General features: G+C 52.4%; 20 protein-coding genes. 13 read left to right on the top strand and 7 right to left on the bottom strand.

The annotated features are described in order from the left end of the window. Window positions 1-14: 14 nt before the first annotated feature. Together QEH53_RS08010 and QEH53_RS08005 are read left to right on the top strand one after the other, a co-directional pair. Window positions 15-989, top strand: coding sequence for an alpha-ketoacid dehydrogenase subunit beta (locus QEH53_RS08010; RefSeq protein WP_309022645.1), 975 nt, complete (start codon window positions 15-17; stop codon window positions 987-989). A gap of 40 nt (window positions 990-1029) precedes the next feature. Next, on the top strand, window positions 1030-2334 hold the full coding sequence (locus QEH53_RS08005) for a dihydrolipoamide acetyltransferase family protein (protein WP_309022644.1): 1305 nt from the start codon (window positions 1030-1032) through the stop codon (window positions 2332-2334). Between the two features lie 119 nt (window positions 2335-2453). Here QEH53_RS08005 and QEH53_RS08000 read toward each other — a convergent pair whose 3' ends face one another. Further along, window positions 2454-4598: a response regulator gene (locus QEH53_RS08000; RefSeq protein ID WP_309022643.1), complete on the bottom strand. Its 2145-nt coding sequence runs from the start codon at window positions 4596-4598 to the stop codon at window positions 2454-2456. A gap of 289 nt (window positions 4599-4887) precedes the next feature. Here QEH53_RS08000 and QEH53_RS07995 point away from each other — a divergent pair, with 289 nt between their 5' ends. Next, window positions 4888-6087, top strand: a complete 1200-nt coding sequence (locus tag QEH53_RS07995) for a fumarylacetoacetate hydrolase family protein (protein WP_309022642.1) — start codon at window positions 4888-4890, stop codon at window positions 6085-6087. A 75-nt stretch (window positions 6088-6162) separates the two neighbouring features. Here QEH53_RS07995 and QEH53_RS07990 read toward each other — a convergent pair whose 3' ends face one another. Then, on the bottom strand, window positions 6163-7569 hold the full coding sequence (locus QEH53_RS07990) for a UDPGP type 1 family protein (protein ID WP_309022641.1): 1407 nt from the start codon (window positions 7567-7569) through the stop codon (window positions 6163-6165). A 99-nt stretch (window positions 7570-7668) separates the two neighbouring features. Then, window positions 7669-7950: a septum formation initiator family protein gene (locus QEH53_RS07985; protein ID WP_309022640.1), complete on the bottom strand. Its 282-nt coding sequence runs from the start codon at window positions 7948-7950 to the stop codon at window positions 7669-7671. A 90-nt stretch (window positions 7951-8040) separates the two neighbouring features. Here QEH53_RS07985 and QEH53_RS07980 point away from each other — a divergent pair, with 90 nt between their 5' ends. The 7 genes from QEH53_RS07980 (at window position 8041) to rsmA (ending at window position 15007) form a co-directional block, all read left to right on the top strand. After that, a complete protein-coding gene (locus tag QEH53_RS07980) occupies window positions 8041-8862 on the top strand; it encodes an AAA family ATPase (RefSeq protein ID WP_309022639.1) in 822 nt (273 codons plus the stop codon). 136 nt (window positions 8863-8998) lie between these two features. Continuing rightward, window positions 8999-9658 carry a hypothetical protein gene (locus tag QEH53_RS07975; RefSeq protein ID WP_309022638.1) on the top strand — a complete coding sequence of 220 codons (660 nt, stop codon included), beginning with the start codon at window positions 8999-9001 and terminating at the stop codon, window positions 9656-9658. Window positions 9659-9922: 264 nt separating this feature from the next. After that, the gene (locus QEH53_RS07970) at window positions 9923-11329 is read left to right on the top strand and encodes a sugar transferase (RefSeq protein WP_309022637.1); all 1407 of its coding nucleotides are present in this window, start codon (window positions 9923-9925) and stop codon (window positions 11327-11329) included. A 57-nt stretch (window positions 11330-11386) separates the two neighbouring features. Continuing rightward, entirely contained in the window at window positions 11387-11866 is a 480-nt protein-coding gene (locus QEH53_RS07965; protein ID WP_309022636.1) for a methylated-DNA--[protein]-cysteine S-methyltransferase, read from the top strand. A 15-nt stretch (window positions 11867-11881) separates the two neighbouring features. Then, window positions 11882-13273 (top strand): phospholipase D-like domain-containing protein, encoded by a 1392-nt coding sequence (locus QEH53_RS07960; RefSeq protein ID WP_309022635.1) that lies wholly within the window; start codon window positions 11882-11884, stop codon window positions 13271-13273. Window positions 13274-13354: 81 nt separating this feature from the next. After that, window positions 13355-14149 carry an indole-3-glycerol phosphate synthase TrpC gene (locus QEH53_RS07955; RefSeq protein WP_309022634.1) on the top strand — a complete coding sequence of 265 codons (795 nt, stop codon included), beginning with the start codon at window positions 13355-13357 and terminating at the stop codon, window positions 14147-14149. A gap of 33 nt (window positions 14150-14182) precedes the next feature. Beyond that, the gene (rsmA, locus tag QEH53_RS07950) at window positions 14183-15007 is read left to right on the top strand and encodes a 16S rRNA (adenine(1518)-N(6)/adenine(1519)-N(6))-dimethyltransferase RsmA (protein WP_309022633.1); all 825 of its coding nucleotides are present in this window, start codon (window positions 14183-14185) and stop codon (window positions 15005-15007) included. A gap of 150 nt (window positions 15008-15157) precedes the next feature. On the opposite strand, the gene QEH53_RS07945 is transcribed toward rsmA, so the two are convergent. Next, window positions 15158-15424, bottom strand: a complete 267-nt coding sequence (locus QEH53_RS07945; RefSeq protein WP_309022632.1) for a hypothetical protein — start codon at window positions 15422-15424, stop codon at window positions 15158-15160. A gap of 260 nt (window positions 15425-15684) precedes the next feature. On the opposite strand from QEH53_RS07945, the gene QEH53_RS07940 reads away from it, so the two are divergent. Continuing rightward, window positions 15685-16161 carry a DUF192 domain-containing protein gene (locus QEH53_RS07940; RefSeq protein WP_309022631.1) on the top strand — a complete coding sequence of 159 codons (477 nt, stop codon included), beginning with the start codon at window positions 15685-15687 and terminating at the stop codon, window positions 16159-16161. A gap of 19 nt (window positions 16162-16180) precedes the next feature. Here the strand turns inward: QEH53_RS07940 and QEH53_RS07935 are convergent, their stop codons facing one another. From QEH53_RS07935 to QEH53_RS07925, 3 genes are all read right to left on the bottom strand, one after another. Beyond that, window positions 16181-17446: a type II secretion system F family protein gene (locus QEH53_RS07935; RefSeq protein ID WP_309022630.1), complete on the bottom strand. Its 1266-nt coding sequence runs from the start codon at window positions 17444-17446 to the stop codon at window positions 16181-16183. 29 nt (window positions 17447-17475) lie between these two features. Continuing rightward, window positions 17476-19164, bottom strand: a complete 1689-nt coding sequence (locus tag QEH53_RS07930) for a GspE/PulE family protein (protein ID WP_309022629.1) — start codon at window positions 19162-19164, stop codon at window positions 17476-17478. A 72-nt stretch (window positions 19165-19236) separates the two neighbouring features. Beyond that, complete coding sequence (locus QEH53_RS07925; protein ID WP_309022628.1) at window positions 19237-20115, bottom strand: alpha/beta hydrolase; 879 nt, start codon at window positions 20113-20115, stop codon at window positions 19237-19239. Between the two features lie 155 nt (window positions 20116-20270). On the opposite strand from QEH53_RS07925, the gene QEH53_RS07920 reads away from it, so the two are divergent. Further along, a complete protein-coding gene (locus QEH53_RS07920) occupies window positions 20271-20654 on the top strand; it encodes a hypothetical protein (protein ID WP_309022627.1) in 384 nt (127 codons plus the stop codon). Between the two features lie 147 nt (window positions 20655-20801). Continuing rightward, window positions 20802-22097, top strand: a complete 1296-nt coding sequence (locus tag QEH53_RS07915; protein ID WP_309022626.1) for a TolC family protein — start codon at window positions 20802-20804, stop codon at window positions 22095-22097. The last annotated feature ends 16 nt before the right edge of the window (window positions 22098-22113 follow it).

Genomic DNA, 22113 nt, shown 5'->3' with positions numbered 1-22113 from the left:
AAACGGACACTAACATGCCAGAGATCTCCTACAGACAGGCAATCAAGGACGCGCTCGCAGAAGAAATCGAGCGCGACGAAAACGTCGTCGTCATCGGCGAAGAAGTCGCCCAGTACAACGGTGCCTACAAGGTCACGGAAGGCCTCCTCGAGCGCTACGGCCCGAAGCGTATCGTCGACGCGCCTATCTCGGAAGCAGGCTTCATCGGAATGGGCATCGGCGCCTCCATGCTGGGCGTCCGCCCGGTTATGGAACTGATGTTCTGGAGCTTCGCATACGTCGCTTGGGACCAGATCATCAACAACGCCAGCAGCGTTCGCTACATGTCTGGTGGCTTGATCAACGTACCGATCGTCATCCGCGGACCTGCCAACGGCGGTACCAATGTTGGCGCTACTCACTCTCACACCCCAGAGAACCTCATTGCTAACATGCCCGGTCTCAAAGTGGTTTGCCCTGCGACCCCATACGACGCCAAGGGCCTAATGAAGTCAGCCATACGCGACAACGATCCGGTTTACGTCATGGAGTCTACCCTTCTTTATGGAACCACCGGCGAAGTGCCAGAAGAGGAATACGTCATTCCACTCGGCAAGGCCGACATCAAGCGCGAAGGTACAGACGTCACAATCGTATGCCACGGTCCATCCGTTTCTGTCGCCATGACTGCCGCGCAGATCCTCAAGGAGGAGCACGATATCGATGCCGAAGTCCTCGACCTCCGATCCATTCGTCCGCTCGACGAAGAAGCGATTATCACTTCCGTTAAGAAGACCAACCGAGCCGTGCTCGTCGAAGAGAATCGCCCTTTCTGCGGTGTTGATGCTCAAATCGCCTACACTATCCAGAACAAGGCCTTCGACTATCTAGATGCGCCAATCCAACGCGTATCGACCATCGACGCACCAGCTATCTATAGCCCAGCGGTCGAGCCGGAACAGCTTCCGAAGGCGGCTAATGTCGTCGAGAAGGTTCTCTCCATAATGTAATCCTCTTCGCCTCAAATCTTACACCAACAAATCTAAACACATGGCAACATTCATAGACATGCCGAAGCTCTCCGACACCATGACTGTCGGAACCGTGGCCAACTGGCTCAAAAACGAAGGCGACGCCATTGAGGCGGGCGACGTAATCGCCGAAATCGAAACCGACAAGGCGACCATGGAACTGGAAGCCTTCGAGGACGGCATCCTGCTCAAGCAGATCGCAAAAGCGGGCGAGCAAGTGGCCATCGGCGCCCCAATCGCAGCCATCGGCGAGGAAGGCGAAGAGGTTGAAGTGCCAGACGCTCCCAAAGCCGACGCCAAAGAGGACAAGAAAGAAGAGAAAAAGAAGGAAGAGAACAACAGCGACGAGAAGAGCGAAAAGGATGACAGCTCTTCCAAAAGCGAGAGCTCTTCCACGTCCTCAAGTGAGAGTGACTCCCGAATCAAAGCCTCGCCGCTGGCGAAGAAGCTCGCGAAGAGCGAAGGCGTCGATCTCGCGTCCATTGAGGGCACTGGCCCCAACGGTCGCATCGTAAAACAAGACGTCCTCGACGCGAAAAAGTCCGGCGGCTCCAAACCCGCTAAGTCAGACTCGAAGCCCGCAGCATCAGTCACCCTACCCGGCCTCGCGATCGCAGAAGACGCAGACCTCCCAGTCTCCGGCATGCGCGGCACCATCGCCAAACGTCTCGTCGAATCCAAGGTCAACGCGCCTCACTTCTACCTGCAGATCGAGGTCAACGCTGCTAATCTTCTTGCAACGCGAGCGAAGATCAACGCGGACCTTGCGAACGTCCCCCCCGAGCACGGCGGCGGCATAAAACTCACGGTTAATGACTTTATCCTGAAGGCATCTGCCGAAGCCCTACGCCGTGTTCCGACCATGAATCGCTCTTGGCAAGGTAGCACTATCCGTCAAAACGGAGCGGTTCACCTCGCTTTCGGAGTCGCGATCGAAGACGGCTTGCTCACGCCCGTTATCCGAAATGCGGAAAGCAAGACCCTCAAGCAAATCGCAACCGAAGCCAAGGAACTCATCGGCAAGGCCCGCAGTAAAAAGCTAAGCCCAGCAGAAATGTCCGACAGCACCTTCACGGTCACCAACCTCGGTATGTTCGGCATCAGCAGCTTCTATGGAATCATAAATACTCCGAATGCAGGTATCCTTTCAGTCGGTGCGACAGAGAAGAAGCCGATCGTGAATGATGCAGGAGAAATCGTAGTCGGCCAGATTATGACGATCGGCGTCAGCTGCGACCACCGTGCGGTCGACGGAGCTGTAGGTGCTCAATACCTACAAGCCCTTAAGACGTTGCTCGAAACGCCAGCCCTTTCGCTCATCTAGGAACGAATTCGTAACGAGTTTTCAAATACAGCCTCACGCTACCAAGCGTGGGGCTTTTTTTGCGTGGCACGGTCGATCTCGATTCCCGAAGCCTCATATTTCTCGCAATACAAATAAAGCTAGGCCCTGACCCTTATCCTTAAGCTCTCTATTGCGAGCTTAAGGTCTGAAATTCCAAACGGCTTGGATAGAAAGCAGCTATGGTCATCAGAGTCGTCAAGCAAGCCGCTCAACTCGTCGCTGGAATCGCCGCTCATGCGAACGATAGGCAGGTCTTCCACCGCTGCCCTAATCGTAGCGACAACTCCATACCCATCGATTTCTGGCATTTGAAGGTCAACTAGCGCTAAATCGAACTCGGAATTGCGCCTGGCGAAGGCATCAATGGCCTCAGCTCCGTCTTCCGCTAGCACGACGTCGTAACCCAAAGATTCGAGCATGGTGCGTATCGCTAGCCTCAATACGCCTTCGTCTTCCGCTAGGAGTACCAGCGGGGGCTTATTTTGCACGTTGGAAGCTTTGGGCTTCGAGACTTCACATCCGAAAGCTATACTTAAAACCGAAAATGCTCCTTCGACTTCAGTCCAGACTCGGACGTGTGGCGTTCGCGATAAAGCGAGTAGCTCAGCTTTTCCCACCGACTCCCCAGTATAACGGTAGCGCAAGACAGGACAGTTTTCATCCTCTGACGGCTTGGAGCCCCTTTCGATCGTCAGATGTATCCGACTTTTGAAGTCTTTCGTTACATGCTCCGATACACAGACCAGCGCCTCAGTTAAGGCAAAGGTCAAACCCCGCTTAGAAAGGCCATATAAACGGATATCCCCTAGAGCTTCAACGTCCAGCTCGACTCGCGGTGGCAACAAGCTCCTCTGTGAGGCATAGAGCGCCCGAACCTCTGCCTCTAGAGCAAGAGCTTCAAGCGCTTGGTTTCCTTTGCCCGCCTCCAACTGTAAAACCTCATTCATACAGGCAAAACTTGAGGACAACCTCTCCAATTCGTGGATGCGTTCGACGATGGCCGAATCACCCCTAAAATTCGTGCGAATCTGAGAGGCCCTCGTCTCGAGTTCCGCGGCTATCCGCTCCATACGGATGCCGAGTTTTTCACTAAGCGATGTCTCGAGGCCGGATTTCCCAACAACAGGGCTACGATCGGTGATGTCGATATGAGAACCTAAAAGGCTAGATAGTTTTCCGTGGTTATCTGGAAATATCTCTGCACGGCACAGCACCCAGCGGTAGCCACCATTCTTATGTCGCATTCGGTACTTTAACTCGATTTCAGAAATCTCACCTCGCAATGCCTGTCCGAAGATCTCCTCGACCTCTTCGACGTCATCTACGAACAAGTGGGATTTGAACGCGTCCATGGTATTCGGGAATTCACTACTATTGTATCCCAGTTGCTTCTTCCATCGGTCACTGAAATGCAATTGGTTGCTACGCAAATCCCAAGACCAAAGACCTATGTTCGAAGCTTTGAGGGTTAAGTCCAAACGGCGCTGACTGGCCTTGTATGCTTCTTCAGCACGCTTACGCTTCGAAATGTTCCTCAACGTTATGAGGGAACAGTCACGTCCCTTCCATTCTACCGCTACGGAGCGCAGCTCAGCATTGGGCACTGCAGAACTTTCTGTCTGGATCTCCAATTCGACTGAATCTGCTTCGAGAACCGCATATTCAAAAAGCTCTCGAACAGTGTCATTCACTCCATCTGGAAACCAAGCTTCCGCGACCTTGTTGTTGAACAGAAGTTCACCATTGGTTCGAGATACCAGAAACAAAGCGATATCGAGACAATGTAATAGCCCTCTAAAGATGCCCTTCCCGTCGACAGAGGTGCTTTGCTGTACAGACTTCAACTCGCTCAAAAGGTCGCGTCGCTCAAAAGCATGCTGAACAGCTTCGATCAAACGGTCGTCGCTTAAATCCTTATAGAAAAGGTAATCGTCTGCCGTCGAATCCGCCGTATCCAAGATCACGGACTTCTCTTCGTCTTCCAACAAGCAGAGAACCAATGGTTCGTATTCGCTTTTCCGATATCTCGCCAAAATATCCAAGTGAGCGACTTCTTCCATTACGCCCTTTGAAATAACCAAATCAACCTTGGCACTGACCAAAGTACGCTTCGCATCCAGAAGATTCTCCGCATGGTAACACAAGAAGTCGTAGCGATCTGACTTCTTGAGTGTCTCGAGTATCTGCTCCGCTCTTTGAGGATCAGACTCAACTACCAAACTGGTAATCGATGATGTAAGCATTCAAGGGGAAAGGATAGAGGGATGAGGAAGGTGGTGTGAACATCATCAAGGGTCGCGACGAATCGCAAGCCGAACCACTGTCTCTAGTAGACATACTTAGATCTAATGCATTTTTTTTAAGCTAATCGATAATGAGAGCACCTACAATAGGAGTTGGCCGTGCGAGAAACTTGCTTCAGAAGCGTTTAAGTTTGAGAATACAACGTTTGCTCCTCTATCCGGCTACGAGCCCGATAGTCGTAATACCCAAAAAAACGCTAACGCTAAATTGAATCCAACCCCTTATACCATGCCTCTCGAAGCACCCCAAAAGCACCTCATCCCCCACGAAGGAACATGGGTCGGCCGCATATGGCTACCCGCTGCGTTTGCGTCCAACGGCATCGCTGGACCTAGAGTAGTGACGGCTCTTGCAGGTAAGGTCTTCGAATTGGGTGATCGCTTCAATACTTTTGCCGACCTCATCAATAATCCGGATCCAGTCGGTCAAATCCGTCAACACTCCAGCCGCGAAATCTGCTCGATCGAAGAACTACAGTCCAACAGCATCTTCACAAATCGAGCGGAGCGCCTTGCCGAAGAGGGCCTGCCCTGCCTTTTGTCACCCAATGATATACTGGCAACCAAGGCCTGTGGCGTAACTTTCATCAAGAGCCTCCTCGAGCGGGTGATCGAGGAAAAAGCAAAAGGCGATCCGCAAATTGCCGCCCAAGTGCGTCAGGTGATACTGAATACGCTCGGGAACGACCTGTCGAAAGTCAAACCTGGCTCCGACGAGACGGTAGCCCTGAAAGCAAAGCTTATCGAAGAAGGTATCTGGTCACAGTATCTCGAAGTGGGAATCGGTCCCGACGCGGAGGTCTTTACCAAGGCCCAGCCGATGTCATCGGTTGGATACGGAGTACAAATCGGAATCCATCCTGAATCGAAGTGGAACAACCCGGAACCAGAAATCGTACTCGCCGTATCGAATACCGGAAAGATTGTGGGAGCGACCCTCGGCAACGACGTCAACCTGCGCGACTTCGAAGGGCGCAGTGCCCTCCTACTCGGCGAAGCCAAAGATCAAAACGGTTCGTGCTCGATCGGCCCCTTCGTCCGTCTTTTTGACGAGAGCTTCAGCATTGACGACGTGAAGAGCTGTGAGGTCAGCTTGGAAATATCCGGAGAGGACGGCTTCTACGCCAGTGGAAGCAATAAGATGATAGAGATCAGCCGTTCTCCCGAGGAGCTCGTCAATCAAGCCATCGGCGAGAACCACCAGTACCCAGATGGATTCATGCTTTTCCTAGGAACCATGTTCGCTCCCACCGAGGATAGGGATCACAAGGGAGAAGGGTTTACCCACCACGTCGGCGACAGAGTAACGATCTCTAGCCCAAACTTGGGTCAACTAGTGAACTGGGTTAACTATGCTAACAAGATTCCTCGCTGGGAATTCGGCCTCAGCCAGCTAATCGACTACATTTTGAAGTCCAGAGTATCCTAGAACAGGATACTGCCCAGAACTGGACAAAAAAATAGAGAGCGGAGCAACCGACTCTCTCGGCAAGAAGATAGCAAATTAGCCGACGTAAATTTCGCTGGAGAAATCGAGTTCCTGCGGCTTTTTGCTCCAAGCTTCAACGAATGCATCCTCAGTGTAAGCGAAAAGGGCTGAAACTTCGATAGCCTTATCATAATCGGACGGGATCTCGATGCCAGCTGCAGTGAACCACTCGCGAAATAACTTTATCTGATCCGCCTTACAAGTTTCCGGAGAATCAGTCCCCTCCGCGTTCTTCACTGGGCTAAAATCGTTAAGACGCGTCGTCTCGATAACGATGGGATTGCTGGCAAATGGAATTGAGTCGAAAACGAACATCTCGAACTTGACGCCATTAGGTGTATCCGTTTTTTGGACTTCTCCAGCCTCGTTCACAAAAGGTATCTTTTTATCGGCACGATGGAAAGGCAGCGAAACCGTGCTTTCCGGAGCAACTAACGAGCGGGCGAACTTAACATCGATGACGTGGATCGCAATACTCCCCGCTCGAAAAGAAAGCTGGCCGTCAGGATCACGCAGAGCACAAAGCTCATCCGGCATGTCGCTGTACTCCACCACTTGGCTGACTCCGTTGAGGACGCAAAAGTGTCCTAGCTTCTCTTTCTCGTAGGCTTTCGGCAGCATTTTACTGGAGAGCGTCGACCCAGATTTTAGATGAAAGCCGATGAAGTAAGGATCAGCGGGTTGGACTAATGGGTTGTCCACTTGGAAGTAGCTGAGAATCTCAATGCCGTCATCTTCCATAGCCTGGAACGAGCCGCTGCGATCTAGAGCACGCAGGGCACCACCGTGACCATCAGGACTCATGGCTATGCTACCCTTGGACTCCAAAATGATTTTTCCGTCGTGATCGACTGCTGGCATTCGACCTTGGCGGAAGAAAACGACCGAGTCCTCAGCTAAACCGAAGTTCTTGTTCTCCTCAAAGAACGCCACGGTCGCGGCATGATTGACGTCACTGGTCATAATGAACCAAGGGAGTTTGCAACCATAGCGAACGCGGGCTGCTTGAATCTTTTCAGCGAAAACTTGAAAGAGTGTTTTCTGCTTAACCGGGGTGACTGGGTAAGTTCCTTTCGGACCATCGTAGCCAAGCCGTGTTCCTTGTCCTCCCGCTACCGTGAACGCGGCGACCTTGCCAGACTCGAGAGCTTCCTCGCCGAGCCGCTTGGCTTCCTGCCAATCAGGATCTGTATCCACATTTTCTGGAATCGAAATGTAAGGAGCGGGCTCAAGAGCACTGAAGTCCACGCTCGCTTGTCCGCTTCCCCCCTTCACCAATGTGGCGACGAGTTTGTCCAGTTCCTCCAAGTCAATTTCGGCAGCCTGCGAATTGAGATTCGCTCGCTCCTCTTCACTCAGTTCTCCCCAAAAGCGAAAGACTTGTTTCTGACCACGGGATTCGAAAAGCTCTTTTTTGTCCATATTTCTCTAAGAATGTGGGTGCATACCTTTCAATCGCGGAGCCTCATGGCAACAAACTTCTCTGCACAAAGAGGCGCCGATTGACCACTAAATGCCGAGCTATCGCTCGAAACGGAAGACCAATTCACCTTCCTTCGCGTAGTTAAGCTTGGTTCGGATAACTGATTCGACGTATTCGGGATTGGCTTGGAGGTCATCCAACTGCGCTTCACGTTTAGTAGCTTCATCTACGACAGCAGCATGTCGCTTGGACAAAATCGTATTTTCCGAACGCAAATTATCGAGGTGTTGATAATCTCGATACAAAAATGCGGCCGCGAAAACGCCTGCTCCGATAAACAGAACAGCAAAGAAAAGATTGGTGAAACGACGAGCGGTCATGCGGAAAGGATCCCTTAACAAGATGCAGCTATCCAAATATTGCAAAAAAATAATTGTAAGCTCTGGGCAATTCGCGGACATTTCGGCCCGATGTACCAAAGTTTCTACGGTCTTAGGGAGATGCCGTTCAACATTACTCCCGATCCTAACTTTCTGTACCTTAGCCCTACCCACCAGGAAGCTCTGCAACACCTCAAATATGGGGTAGCCGAAAAAAAGGGCTTTATCGTTCTGACAGGTGAAGTGGGCTGCGGCAAAACGACACTCTGCCGCCACTTCATCAACGAGATAGACGAAGAGAAGTATGAGATAGCTCTCATCCTCAATCCTCGCATCACCGAGACGCAGCTTCTGAAGACAATTCTCACGGAACTGGGATCCACCGGTAGCATGAGCCGCAGCCGTGGCGGACTCGTGCAGCAGGTGAACGACTTGCTGCTCGAGAAAATTCAAGCAGGGAAAGACATCCTCTTAATCATTGACGAAGCCCAAAACCTGACTTTCGAGCTTCTTGAACAACTTCGGCTCTTATCCAACCTCGAAACCGACAAGCAGAAGCTACTCCAGATCATCCTGATGGGGCAGCCCGAATTCAAAGAGATACTGGCGGAGGAACGGCTTCGACAGTTACGCCAACGCATACTCGTCCATACTGAGCTTCGCTCCCTCAACCGACTTCAAATCGAGCAGTATATCCATCACCGAATCGCTATGGCCGGAGGACAGGGTATCCCATTCTTCACCAGCTGGGCAGTGCGTTTGATCAGCTGGAAGTCACGCGGCATACCAAGAATCGTGAACAATATCTGCGACAAGGCCCTCCTTTCCTCCTATATTAGAAGTAGCGAAGTGGTAACTTGGAAGGATGTTCGGGCGGCACTGAAGGAGATTAAGACCCTCGACTTCAAGTAAAGGGAGCTCGCTACCTCCTTATCCCAGAGGCCCTTTTCGCACGACGAACCCTCTGGACCGCTAAATATAGTCGGCGGAAAGCCGTTTCTTACCTAGGGCTGGGTCCACTTCAGCTCCAAACCAACAAGAAACGGAAATGAGCCTCATCAACCAAGCACTCAAGCTAGAGCAACAAAAACGCCAGATCGCCACCGGCCCAGTAGCTCCTATGGTACACCGAATGCCCCACGGAAGATCTAGCAATAAGATGCCAGCGCTTCTCTTCGCGTTTACCGGTTTGGGCCTGCTTTTCGCCGCTTCCATAACCGCCATTTTCTATTTCGGCGCCGACTACTTAGAATCCGAAAACTCGCTCGCCGCCTCAGCTCCCACTGCGATTGCTGATAATGCGACCCAATCAACTGACTCGACCGATCCGCGTTCAGACGGCACCTCTCCAAAAATAGTGGAACTACTCGGCTCACTTTCCAAAGATCAGCTGTCCACTGTCCAACAGATGTTGATCGAGCGAAAAGCTGGTGCAACGGCCGCAGAAACTCTCGATACAAGCACCTCAAATTCGACCGAAGCAACGGTGGATCTTAGCGAACGCTCCCGCCTTCAAACTATAATCGATTCCTACTCCGTCCAGGGAATCAGGAAGTCTGGCCGAGAAACCCGTGTTTTTATGAATGGCAAGATTCGTAAAATCGGCGACGTCATAGACATAGAAAATAGGCTCCGACTAATCGGCTTTTCAGAAACCGCGCTCATTTTCGCGGACTCGGACGGTAATCGCTTCGAAAAGACCCTTTAAGCTCCCGATGGGCAGCTTAGAGCCCTGCCCGCAGCGTCCTTGATGGAAGCGGTGCATCCTAAAAAGAGGATAAGGAGTAACAAAATGCACCAAACTCAGGGTCATGATCTGCCCTTGAGCGTACAATACCACGACTCTTATCAGGCTAAAGCTGAGCAAATGCTAGGGTACCCCATGCTCCCGTAGGTAGCGGGCTCATTTTCATTTGCGCTTGTACCTAAGTTTGGCGACCTTCATTACGTCTTTTTTACGCCAGATCTTCCAATGCTCAAGAACCGCCAAGAAGGAATTCTCAATCTGCACGGCCTGTGGCAAGCAGCTTGTCTCCTCATTCTATTCCTCGTCATTCGCTATGTATTCGAAATATCCGGATACCGATTGAAGGTGGAAAACCTCAACCTTTACATGGCAGGAGTCGCTATCGGCTCGGTAGCCAATGTACGGCTTCTGAAGCGATATGCCGACCAATTCGTAAACCTAGGTTGGTACCGGACCTTTCGTCTGACATTCCAGCAACTGATTCGCATCATGCTCCTGCAGCTAGCCGTCGTATTCGCCTTAAAGGATACGGACATCAGCCGCATATTTCTGACCACTTATTTTGCTGCCTCCTTCGCTGTCCTGTTCGCGATGAACAAGATCCTGCCGAAGCACCTTTGCCGCCTTAGCTTCAAGACACAAGTCATCCCAACCATCATCGTGGGTTCGACCGAATCCCTCGCCAGCCTAGAGGAGTGGATCAACAACAAAGCCAGTTACGGAATCGAAATCGTCGGATACTGCGGGGAAAAAGATTGTCCTCCAGTCGGCAAGCAGCCCATTCCCTGCCTAGGCACCATCGACGATCTCGCTCGCAACATCGAAGCACGGCGTATCTCGCAAGTAGTCGTTATCGAGAAAGCCCTTTCTCCAGAGGGTGCGAAACGCGCCATGTCAATCGCCCAACGGGCAGGCTGCCGCGTTCGAATCTACAACAACTGGCAAGCTGACTTCCAGCAGCGTATCATGGTCGAGCACGAAGGAAATTACACCTTTCTCACCTACGAAGACGAGCCACTAGAGAACCCTATCAACCGCATGATCAAGCGCGGCTTCGACATCGCCATTTCATTGCCAATCGTGGCTTTCGTTTTGCCGCCACTCACACTGTTCGTTTGGGCGTTCCAGCGAAAGCAGTCTCTCGGCCCCATCTTCTACGCTCAACCCCGCACCGGCATGACAAAGCGTACGTTCCACATCATAAAGTACCGCACCATGCATGTCTCCGATGCTAATACCCAAAACGTGGCTAAACAAGCGACTAAGGGTGACTCTCGCATATACCCATTCGGAGCATTACTCAGGAAGACCAGCCTCGACGAACTCCCACAATTTATCAACGTTCTGCTAGGCGAAATGAGCGTGTCCGGACCACGTCCTCACCTCATCGACCACGACCGCGAATTCTCCGAAAGGCTTCAGGTATACTACACACGCCATTTCGTGAAGCCAGGCATCACCGGGCTTGCACAATCTCTCGGCCTACGCGGTGAGATCAACGAACCGGAGCACCTGACCAAGCGAATTGCCTACGATATCACTTACATCAATACTTGGTCTTTCTGGCTCGATTTAAAGATCATGCTACGCACTGCAAAAGCAGTGGTATTCCCGCCCAAAAGCGCCTACTAATCGCTGGCATAGAATGGTTTGCTTCCTTGACGAACAGGGGGCAAGAATAATGCCACCGTGGACGAAGCCCTACTCGATAGCCCGCTTGGCACTTGCCGTATTCTCGCTAATGCCGAGGGGCTGGTCAGCGTGGCTTTTGTAGACAAACGAGTGGCAAGCAAAGAACCAACGAGCTTTCGCCCGAATCGTCACATCGAGCAATCGCTCGAAGAACTGGACGCTTACTTTTCCGGTCAACTGACGCGATTCAATTGCCGGACGGCACCCATCGGAACCCAGTTTCAAAAACGAGTGTGGCAACGATTGATCGCCATACCATTCGGCGCAACTAAATCTTACGGACAAATTGCGGCGGAACTGGGGCAACCTACGGCAGCGAGAGCAGTCGGCGGAGCCAATAACCGAAATCCACTACCAATCATCATACCTTGCCACCGAGTGATCGGCTCCGGAAAAACCCTCATAGGATATGCTTGCGGATTATGGCGAAAACAATGGATGCTCGAACACGAAGGCATAGCCCTTCCCCTTGGCTGAGCCAAGACCCTATTAATGGCTCCCGACTTCCTCATCGAAAGTATCCTTCCCCATCTTGGCGCGATTATCGGTCTCGGCCTCGGTGTTATCTTGATTGCCCGTCTTATGCGGGAGAAAAGGCGACCGAGCAATACTTTCGCGTGGCTGCTTATCATCATCCTCGCCCCCTACATAGGCGTGCCCCTATTTCTCCTAATCGGTGGCCGGAAAATCAAAAAGCTCACTAGCGACAAACGATCCCTCAGTCTCCATCCCAACGAGTACGACCAAGACTTTATCGAAAATTCCCCATTTGGCTTACTGGCGCATGGCAACACAACACGTTTCCTTCCCGATGCGACCGACGCCTATGATGTATTGATAGAATCAATACAAAATGCCAAAACGTCGATCGACATCACCACTTTCATCCTAAGTCACGACGCAGTGGGCAGACGTGTAGTTAAAGAGCTGTCACGTAAGGCTATAGAAGGCATCGCAGTGCGACTGCTCCTCGACGCGATCGGATCGTTCGGTAAAAAGACCCTGTACATACTGGAACTAGAGAAAGCGGGCGGAAAGATAGAGCGATTCATGCCAGTTTTTCCGATCGCATTTCCTGGTGCAACCAACCTACGAAACCACCGCAAGATCGCCATATTCGATAAAGAGTCCGCCATTGTCGGCGGACGCAATATCGGTCGAGAGTACATGGGCCCGAACCGATCCAAAAGCCGATGGACAGATTTTGGCGTCAAGATCGCAGGACCCGCTGTTTCAGCCCTCAATACCATATTCGAAGAAGACTGGGCCTTCGCGTCACGTAAACGTGGATACAAAGCAATCCCCCAATCTGTCGTAAATCCCGTCGAGGGTGGCGAATCGACGATCGAAATCATGGCGAGCGGTCCCGACACCCCTGATGACCCACTCTACGAAAAAGTGCTCGCAAGCGTTCAGGACGCCGAGCGTTCCGTAACTATCGTGACTCCCTACTTTATTCCAGACGAAGTTCTGCAACGCACCCTCAGCGTCAAGGCTCGCACAGGAAAAGAGGTTACGATCATCGTTCCCCGACGATCCAATCATCGGATCACAGACCTTGCCCGTCGCCAATTTCTGCGCGAGCTGCAGGATTCTGGAGTCAAGGTGCTAGCCTACCAACGAGAAATGATGCATGGAAAAGCCATGCTCATCGACGAGAAGCTGGCGATGACCGGCTCCGCCAACATGGACCTGCGTAGCCTTTTCGTTAACTTCGAGGTCGCCGCCTTCTTCTACTCTCCAAACGACATCACCGAAGTGCGAAACTGGATACAAGATATAACCACGCGCTGCATTGAACTTCAACCTGAGGACCTAGAACGCAAGCGCTACATCAAAGGCTTAATCGAAGACCTTAGCCGACTCATCGCCCCCCTCCTCTAGCGTACGTTCGCCACATCAAAAAAAACGTTCGCCATCCCCTCGGAAGCTCGCAACTTCCCTCATTCCACAAGCTAAGAAACGATGGATAAACTCACAGAGATCATGAACTGGAAGGCTCAAGAGATTGCGGATTGCATCCGCGATGTGGCCGACCACGAACTGGCAGTTTTCGCTGCGGAAGCCGAGCAACGTGGATCCTTTCTCCAGGCACTCAAAGCTCCCACTGGCCTCGCAGTCATCTCCGAAATCAAACGTCGTTCCCCTTCCGCTGGTCAAATCAAAGACCTTGGCCCCTCTGTCGAACAAGCTGATAAGTACCTCTCCGCCGGAGGCGACTGCCTTTCGATCCTCACCGACAACAAATATTTCGGTGGCGAATTGAAGGATCTCAGTTCTGTCACCACAAAATTTCGCGCGGAGAAGAGAGGTATTCCATGCCTGCGCAAAGACTTCATGATCCACCCGATCCAAGTCCTCGAAGCTGCTCAAGCAGGTGCCTCCGCTATCCTCATTATCGTGAGAGCCCTCACAGACGAGCAAATGACGACTCTGCGGCGGGCAGCGGATCTCGCCGGCCTCGATTCGCTCTACGAAATCCACACCGAGTCCGAGCTCGAACGCGCCGTCGCTCAGGACGCCAAGATTGTCGGCGTAAACAACCGCGACCTCGCAAAGTTCACCACCGACCTAGCCTTTTCCGAGCGTCTTATTCCACAATTCCCCAAAGACGTCGTCGCCATCTCCGAATCTGGAATCTGGACCGGTGTAGACGCAGCACGCGTGCGGGCCTGCGGAGCGAAAGCCATACTCGTCGGTGAGGCTCTCATGAAGGCGCCAGACACCGCACGGCTAATGGCAGATTTCCACAATGCCTGAATTCGAATTCAGTAATCGAATCAGCCTCTACACATGCCGCTCTCTCCCTCTCAAACTCGCGTTCTGCTCGAGCAGCTCGGACACCGCCCAAAAAAACAATTGGGCCAGAATTTCCTCATCGACGGAAATATTGTCCGCAAGTCCCTCGAACTCGCAGAGGTTAAAGAGGGTGACCACGTTGTCGAAATCGGCCCTGGTCTCGGAACGCTCACCCAGGCTCTTCTCGACGCAGGAGCTATCGTTCACGCAGTCGAAAAAGATCCTGTTCTCGGCTCCCATGTTGAAGCGATCGCGAACAACGAATCGCGCCTTCACCTCATCAAAGGCGATGCCCTAGTCCACCCACTCGGCGATTTGCCAGCCGATGTCTCTGACTACAAGATAGTAGCTAACCTGCCCTACGCCATTTCCACGCCTTGGATGGCCACGGTCCTCGAGGACCGACTTCCGTGCGTCATGACCCTGATGCTACAAAAAGAAGCTGCCCAACGCTACGCCGCGAAAGCCGGGACCAAGCAATTTGGAGCAATCAGTATTTTCCTACACGCCGCTTTCGACGTACTTCCCGGGCATGACGTCTCCGGATCCTGCTTCTATCCAAAACCAGACGTCGGATCTACCCTTCTTCATTTAAGACGAAAAGCTGCCCCGTTCCGCTTTCGCCCCCAGAGTACGCAGCTCATCCGAGAAATCTTCCAGCAGCGCCGCAAGCAAATCTCGTCGCTGCTCCGTAAGTCAAATTCGGATACAGCCTCTCACTGGCTAGAGAGCCTTCAATCCATCGGCATCGATCCCTCTGCCCGGCCAGAGCAAATCGATGCCGAAAAGTGGATTTCACTAGAAAAGCTGATTTGCTAAGAAACCCAGTCTGTCGCTTTTACCAAGCAACCGCTCGATCCGAGTAACAGGCGACGCTGACGTCTCTCCCGTATCCACCGAGGAATGACAAGGAGACGGCGCATCATGTTCTGGCTGCGACTGTCAATTGATAGAATGCTTCTGTCTTCGCTACTCATTGCTAGCAATCTCCACGCTGAGGGCTTCCAAAAAGCGTACCAAGTTTGCTCGGTTCGCAGCTTCGCTCTCTACCCGAGCATCCACCGGACTTTGCCGGTTGAGTACCTCGCCTTGTGCCAAAGCCCAGGCATTCGGACGCTTGGACAATTGTTCAGAGAATTCACCTTCGCTCGCGCCGAAGGAAAATCCAAATTCATCTTGCAGGCCTAGGTCCCACTGAGGGGTCCAAGTTTCTTCGAATCGATTGATGGAGTTCATGCAAGGAATTTACCATCGTGCATAGGACATCCCCTGTCTTACCCTTTAAACAAATTCACTTTTCCTTAAAAATAAAACGACGCTTGAAAAAGCAAACCCCACGGGCTAGCTTGAGCATAGTTTCAAAATTTCCCACCCACACACCACCCTGCCAGGTCGTCCCCCTCGACGGCCTGGCAACTTTTTAGGCCTGATCACAGGGAAAATGGACGGATTCTCGCTTGCTCCTCCACAGGGAAAGCAAAAGCATCACGTCAGATATGAAATTCCCGGCCGTTCCTTTACTTGCGTTTCTCTCACTCGTCGCCTCAACTTTGCTCACTGGCTGCTCTCAGGAAGAAAGCGTTAGTCAAGCGGGACCCGTCGAAATTTCTCTCGGTGACAAGAGCTTGACCATCGAGTTCGCTATCACGCAGAGCGAACAACGTATGGGGTTAATGGGACGTGAGGGGATTGCCGACAACCACGGCATGCTTTTCGTATACCAAGAACCGCAACGCATGTCCTACTGGATGAAGAACGTCGATTTCCCGATCGACATCGGCTTCTTCACTGCTGATGGGGTTCTTCGAGAAGTCTATCCGATGTACCCACGAGACACCCTAGCTCGAAAGTCCATCCGCGAAGACATGCTTTACGCTTTGGAAACCCGCCACCGCTGGTACAGCGAGAACAACATTCGCCCCGGTGCCCAAATCGACCTGAAGGCTGTCCGAGCCGCTTTATCGAAACGATAATTAGAACGGTATCAATCCGCTAAACGTTGAGACTTTGCATGATCGACATAAAGGGCAGGAAGAGGGCCAAGACGATCAACACAACCGCAACCGCGAGAATAACGATCATCAACGGCTGCACCATAGCAGTCAGGCTGGAAATTGAATTGTCGACCTCCTCGTCGTAAATGTCCGCGATCTGTCCCAGCATTTCCGGCAAGTCTCCAGTCTCCTCGCCGACCTCTACCATGGAGGTCACCATAGTGGGAAAAATTTTTGTACCCAACAAAGTCGACGCGATTCCTTCGCCATCCTTTACCCTGTTACGAACCGTTTCTACCGCATTCATCACATGCTTGTTGCCGCAAGCGTCGCGAGTAATTCGAAGCGCTTCCAAAATCGGCACGCTGCTCTCGATCAACGTTCCCAAAGTTCTAGAAAACCGGATCACGTAAATCTTGGTACAAAGATCGCCAATTCCGACAAACTTGAGCTTCAACCAATCATAGAAGCTTCTACCCATACTGGTAGCTCCAAATAGTCGCTTGGAGACGAAAAGTCCGATTAGCCCTCCAAAAATGGCATACCAATAAGCCACGATGAACTTGCTCACTGCCAGCACATAAACCGTCAGCACCGGCATCTTATCTTCTCCGATTTCCTCGATGAAGATTTGCTCGAATTTCGGAACGACGAAAATGAGCAAAAACATCACGATCACGAATGAGATACACATGACCACAGTGGGATATGTCATCGCCGAGGCCAATCTCGACTTCATCCGCTCCGTCTTCTCCAAATAAGTTGCCAGCCTAGCAAGCGACACCTCCAACATGCCACTGGCCTCACCCGCTCGGGCCATGTTTACATAAAGAAAATCGAATTCCTTGGGGAAACCTGCCAAGGCATCTGAAAACGTGCTACCTGACTGAATACTCTCGATAATAGAGTTTTGTATCCAACGAAATATGACGTTCTTCTCTTGATCTTTCAAGACCTCAAGCGATCGTACCAAGGTCAAGCCCGCTTGCAGGAGCGTGGCCAACTTTCGAGTAAACTCGGACAACGCCTTCTTCTTGACCGCGGAACCGAAATACATCGGCTTCTTGCTCGCCTTCGCCAGCCTTTCGCCAGTCATGCTCGCAGAGGTATCGTTCGCGCCTGTCGGCTTTACCACGGAAACGCGAGCCGGAGTCAGGCCGTAGCTGCGGATCTGCTTAACCGCCTGTTGGCGAGACGCCCCTTCGACAATGCCCTTCCGCTCCTTGCCTTCCGAATCTATCGCGATGAACCTAAATTTCGACATATCAGTTGAGACCCCCTACAGACGAGCGGTCAGGAGTAACGTATCACCTCTTCCACAGAAGTGACACCGGTGAAAATGTTACGGAGGCCATCTTCTCTCAAAGTACGCATCCCTTCGTTAAGAGCTTGTTCGCGGATGGCTGCAGCCGGACGGCCCTCACTAATGAGTTCGCGCACGGATTCCGATACAGAAAGCATCTCAAAGATCCCCTGCCGACCTGTGTAGCCGGTATTCGCACATGCTCCGCAACCGCTTCCTTGGAAGAACTCCTTCTGCTGAAGGACCCCCGCATCCAAGTTTAATTGTTGCAGCATGGCCGCATCCGGTAAGTAGGAGCGGCGGCAGTTCGGGCATATCTTCCGCAGTAGTCGCTGGGCCAATACGGCTTCGAGCGAGGAGGAGATGAGAAATGGTTCTACTCCCATATCCATGAGTCGCGTTATCGCGCCAGCCGCGTCATTGGTATGCAGCGTGCTCAACACCAAGTGTCCCGTAAGCGATGCTTGGATCGCTATTTGCGCCGTATCCAAATCTCGGATTTCACCAACCATGATGATGTCCGGGTCTTGACGCAAAAAAGACTTCAGGGTGCTCGCAAATGTGAGCCCAATATGAGGGTTAACGCCTACCTGCATGATCCCGTCTATCTCATACTCGATAGGATCCTCCGCGGTCATGAGCTTTGCTTCCACTTGGTTCAAGCGCTTCAAGCAACTGTAAAGCGTGGTCGTCTTGCCGGAGCCGGTCGGACCAGTAGAGATGAAAATTCCATTGGGCCGGGCAATCGCCTTCTCGACGGCGACCAACACGTCCTCGGGCATTCCCAACGAGCTCAACTCTAATTGAGTAGTGCCTTGGTCCAGCACGCGAAGCACCACGCTCTCTCCAAATTGTGTCGGAAGCGTGGATACACGTAAATCGACGTGCCGACCAGTGACCACTAAGCGCACCTTTCCGTCCTGAGGAACACGGCGCTCGGCAATGTTCAGATTACCCAGCACCTTCACACGCGAGATGATCGGCACCGCGAGTTCTCGAGGAGGTGGCGACATTTCGTAGAGAGCGCCATCGATGCGGTAGCGGATCTTAAATTCCTTCTCAAAGGGCTCGAAGTGGATATCCGATGCCTTGTCCTTGATGGCTTGAGCGAGTACTAGATTAACGAACCGGATTATTGGAGTTTCACCCGCCATGCCGAGCAGATCGTCCGGACTCATCTGGTCCTCGTCCGCTACATCCCTTAGATCCAGTTCTTCGAGAATACCCGTATAGTCTACATTCTTAGGACGATAATATACGTCCAATAGCTCGTTCACCACCTTTGGATCAAGGAGAAGCAACCGAACATCTCTATTCACAGCGAAAGCGACATCATCCACTACGCTGGTGTTGAAAGGATCCGACGTCACGATCGTCAACTGCCGCTCCGTGCACTCGATCGGCACCACTCCGTGCATACGAGCAAGCGACGGCTCGATCAACTCGACGAGCTCTAGCGGTATATCGTAAGGAGCGTCCTTGAGTCGAGGAATACCCAAATAACTCGCCACCGTATCCAAAAACACAGAACGGTTCACCTTCGACTCCTCTACCACCAGCGTCGCTAAAGAACGCTGTTTTACCCCAACCTGAGCCTGGAGACCGTCGAGAGTGGCACGGTCAAGGAGGCCATGTATCTGGCAAAGGTCGTAAACCGCCTGATTATGAGATTCGTACATAGAGAGCGAGAGAGCCGAAAACCTATCCGCACCGCTATGGCCTTGTCCAGCGACATTCGCGCCCGCGAAAACTTAGATTTCCTCCATCAAATCGAATATCGCACGCTTTATCTCATCCGGATGCGACCAAGGAATAAAGTGGTTCACGCCCTCCAATATCCGCAATTCAACTACGCCTTCCGGAAATTGGCGCTCCACGTAGTCCGCATTTCCTACTGGCACTAACTGGTCCAGATCCCCCTGCAAAACGATTGTGGGAGCTTGCATTACTCCAAGCTCCTTCTCTAGCTCGATCAACTCACCCTTGAGCGGCCAAATCTCATCGTTGCTGTTACGCCACTCCCGCGACAAGCCCCAGCGTACCAGCGGGAACTTCCCAGCCCAATTGAACCACTTTCGCTTTTCCAGCTCTGGATCCATGGACGGAGCCACCAGCACCATCCCCGAAACGTCCGCAGGAAAGTCCACCGCCAAACGAGCCACCACTGGCCCACCGAGAGAGTGACCCACCCAGATAGCCGGCAAGCCAGCCCCTGACGCCGCTAATGCGTCTCGAATCCGCCGCGCCTGCGTTTTGATCGATGTCTCCGCACCCTTGGGGCGGGTTTTGCCAAAGCCGGGCCTATCCACCGATAGCACGGTAAATTGGGAATTAAGCTGCTTGTCCGAAAGCATGTGCACAAAATTGTCCCAACTTCCAGGCGAACCGTGCACGAACACAACCGTTGGCCCCTGGCCTGCACGAACTAGAAAAATGCTCCCCTCCTCGTCTTTGAGTTCTGAATAAACCGGTAGCTCCTGCGAGCGTTCCTCGAAATGAGCCTCTACCTCTGACTCCTTCATCTGCAAACTCATACAACCCGAAAAACTCACCGCCACCCAAAAGCTCAAGAACAGCAAGCAAAGCATTCCCAACGCTGCTTTGCTCCAAGATTTTATTCGGGTAGCCATCTCAGCAAAACGAAGCCAGCTAGAACTGGAAGGCCACAAAAAACCAAGTTAAGAAAACGCAACATTCAAAAACGACAAAGCATCGTTAGTTGAACTAGCTCGTCTATTTTTTGAACTTCACAAAAGACGTACCTAGGTTCATACAACGACTCAGAATGTTTGGCATCAAGTTCACGGCTATCCTACTCATCACAGCGATTTTTAATCCGCTGTGCTGCTGCCTGGATCTCTCTGCCATGGAACCCCAGCCCGAGCACAGCTGCTGCTCCGCGACCCCGGATGCTGCGAACTCGGAAACCGAACATCACACCCAAGCCGAGTGTCCGCACGAGTCCGAGAAAAACTCTCAGATAAGCGAACCTGCGAGCGCTCACGACAGCATCGTCAAGTCGCAGATTTCTCAGGCCGCCTTACTTTTCGCCCTAGAGTTCCTTCAGCGGGATAGCGGACGCGAAACGACTCCACTTTTTACTCTAGATAGAACCTCTTTGCCGCCGACATCGCCGGATCTCGAGGAATACTGCGTCTACATCCTTTGATGCGAGGAGCCGGTCGATCGATCCACAGGGTCGATACGCCCATGACAAAGCTCCTACCAAGCTGCCCGCCACGGTGGCTGTTTATCCCCTGCCGCCTTTGGGCATGCGGGCTTAACTCGGTTTCCATAGCCGAACCCTTCGCATCAAATGAAAACACGTTCTACCTTTATATCGCTAGCGACTCTCGCAGCGTTCTGCACCCTTTCCGCTAAAAACGAGCCGATACTCCCACAAGGAGCGGCCGAACTCATGCAGCATGGAATTGCCGGGCCTTTCATAACGGAGGCGCTCGCCAATAGCCCTGCGCTCGTCGTGGCAGAAAACCGCTACCAAGCAGCCAGAGCTTCGATCGACTCATCGAGTATGCTCCCAAATCCAAGAGTTCAGATCACCCACTTTGTCGAGTCCATCCAGACACGGACCGGACCGCAGCGCCAAGCGCTCTCCCTGCAGCAACCCATTCCTTGGCTCGGAAGCCTTCGCAGCAAAAAGGAGATCGCTCAGTCTCAAGCGCAAGCCCTCTGGCACGCTTACGCCAGCCTGCAATTCGAAACCGTCGACCAAGTTACGACCGCTGCCATCGAAAACGCATACCTAAGCAAGAGCATCACTATCGCCGAGCAAAATCTGCAACTGCTCGAGCGTCTCGAGAGCATCGCCGGTGACAAAATCAAATCCGGCGGTCTGCTAAGCGACCTGCTTAGAATTCAGCTAGAAACCGAAAAACAACGCGACGCCCTCGCCCGCCAAAGAACACTGCTACTTGCCAACTCCGCCCATCTGGAGGGCATTATCGGACGCTCTCCGAGCGGCAATCCACTTCCGATCGAATGGTCCGCGCCTATGCCTTTACAGACGAATCCAGAACAATGGATCGCAGCTATTCGCCAAAACTCGCCCCAAATTGCCACCCTTCAGGCTCTGCTCGCCAGCCAAGAAAGCCGCGAGCGACTCGCCCGGTTGGCCAACCGTCCAGAATTCACCCTAGGCATCAACTACGTCCGCACCGGTGACGCCCTCAACCCCGAGATGGCAGACAGCGGCAAGGATCCTTGGGCCCTTATGGTCGGTGTATCTCTCCCCATCTGGGGCAAGGCTAACAATGCAATTGCCCGCCAAGCGAGCTTCGAACGCGACGCAGTCAGTGCCCAGATCGAAGAGCTACAGTTTTCCCTACTCGCCGAAGGCCAAGCTTGGATCGCTCGTTTGAACGATGCTCAAACCCGCGTCCAACGTTACCAAGAAAAACTCATCCCTCTTGCTCAACAAGCCCACGAGGTCACCGAATCCGCCTATCGATCAGACCAAGCTTCCGTCCTCGACCTGATCGATACCGATCGTGCACTTTTAAATCTAGAAACTGAATACTGGCGAGCTGCCTCCGACGCCTGGATTGCCCGCTGGAAACTCACCACACTTTCTGGCGGCCTTTGGCTCGACTAAGAATCCTCTTAAACCA

It is taken from the genome of Pelagicoccus sp. SDUM812002 (genome assembly GCF_031127835.1).
Taxonomy (GTDB): Bacteria; Verrucomicrobiota; Verrucomicrobiia; order Opitutales; family Opitutaceae; genus Pelagicoccus.
This window is presented reverse-complemented; position numbering and strand designations above follow the sequence as displayed.

What these genes read in the sequence shown, in the direction of transcription:
- QEH53_RS08010 (WP_309022645.1), top strand. Translation starts at nt 15, where the DNA reads ATGCCAGAGATCTCCTACAGACAGGCAATCAAGGACGCGCTCGCAGAA.
- QEH53_RS08005 (WP_309022644.1), top strand. Translation starts at nt 1,030, where the DNA reads ATGGCAACATTCATAGACATGCCGAAGCTCTCCGACACCATGACTGTC.
- QEH53_RS08000 (WP_309022643.1), bottom strand. Translation starts at nt 4,598, where the DNA reads ATGCTTACATCATCGATTACCAGTTTGGTAGTTGAGTCTGATCCTCAA.
- QEH53_RS07995 (WP_309022642.1), top strand. Translation starts at nt 4,888, where the DNA reads ATGCCTCTCGAAGCACCCCAAAAGCACCTCATCCCCCACGAAGGAACA.
- QEH53_RS07990 (WP_309022641.1), bottom strand. Translation starts at nt 7,569, where the DNA reads ATGGACAAAAAAGAGCTTTTCGAATCCCGTGGTCAGAAACAAGTCTTT.
- QEH53_RS07985 (WP_309022640.1), bottom strand. Translation starts at nt 7,950, where the DNA reads ATGACCGCTCGTCGTTTCACCAATCTTTTCTTTGCTGTTCTGTTTATC.
- QEH53_RS07980 (WP_309022639.1), top strand. Translation starts at nt 8,041, where the DNA reads ATGTACCAAAGTTTCTACGGTCTTAGGGAGATGCCGTTCAACATTACT.
- QEH53_RS07975 (WP_309022638.1), top strand. Translation starts at nt 8,999, where the DNA reads ATGAGCCTCATCAACCAAGCACTCAAGCTAGAGCAACAAAAACGCCAG.
- QEH53_RS07970 (WP_309022637.1), top strand. Translation starts at nt 9,923, where the DNA reads ATGCTCAAGAACCGCCAAGAAGGAATTCTCAATCTGCACGGCCTGTGG.
- QEH53_RS07960 (WP_309022635.1), top strand. Translation starts at nt 11,882, where the DNA reads ATGGCTCCCGACTTCCTCATCGAAAGTATCCTTCCCCATCTTGGCGCG.
- QEH53_RS07955 (WP_309022634.1), top strand. Translation starts at nt 13,355, where the DNA reads ATGGATAAACTCACAGAGATCATGAACTGGAAGGCTCAAGAGATTGCG.
- rsmA (WP_309022633.1), top strand. Translation starts at nt 14,183, where the DNA reads ATGCCGCTCTCTCCCTCTCAAACTCGCGTTCTGCTCGAGCAGCTCGGA.
- QEH53_RS07945 (WP_309022632.1), bottom strand. Translation starts at nt 15,424, where the DNA reads ATGAACTCCATCAATCGATTCGAAGAAACTTGGACCCCTCAGTGGGAC.
- QEH53_RS07940 (WP_309022631.1), top strand. Translation starts at nt 15,685, where the DNA reads ATGAAATTCCCGGCCGTTCCTTTACTTGCGTTTCTCTCACTCGTCGCC.
- QEH53_RS07935 (WP_309022630.1), bottom strand. Translation starts at nt 17,446, where the DNA reads ATGTCGAAATTTAGGTTCATCGCGATAGATTCGGAAGGCAAGGAGCGG.
- QEH53_RS07930 (WP_309022629.1), bottom strand. Translation starts at nt 19,164, where the DNA reads ATGTACGAATCTCATAATCAGGCGGTTTACGACCTTTGCCAGATACAT.
- QEH53_RS07925 (WP_309022628.1), bottom strand. Translation starts at nt 20,115, where the DNA reads ATGGCTACCCGAATAAAATCTTGGAGCAAAGCAGCGTTGGGAATGCTT.
- QEH53_RS07920 (WP_309022627.1), top strand. Translation starts at nt 20,271, where the DNA reads ATGTTTGGCATCAAGTTCACGGCTATCCTACTCATCACAGCGATTTTT.
- QEH53_RS07915 (WP_309022626.1), top strand. Translation starts at nt 20,802, where the DNA reads ATGAAAACACGTTCTACCTTTATATCGCTAGCGACTCTCGCAGCGTTC.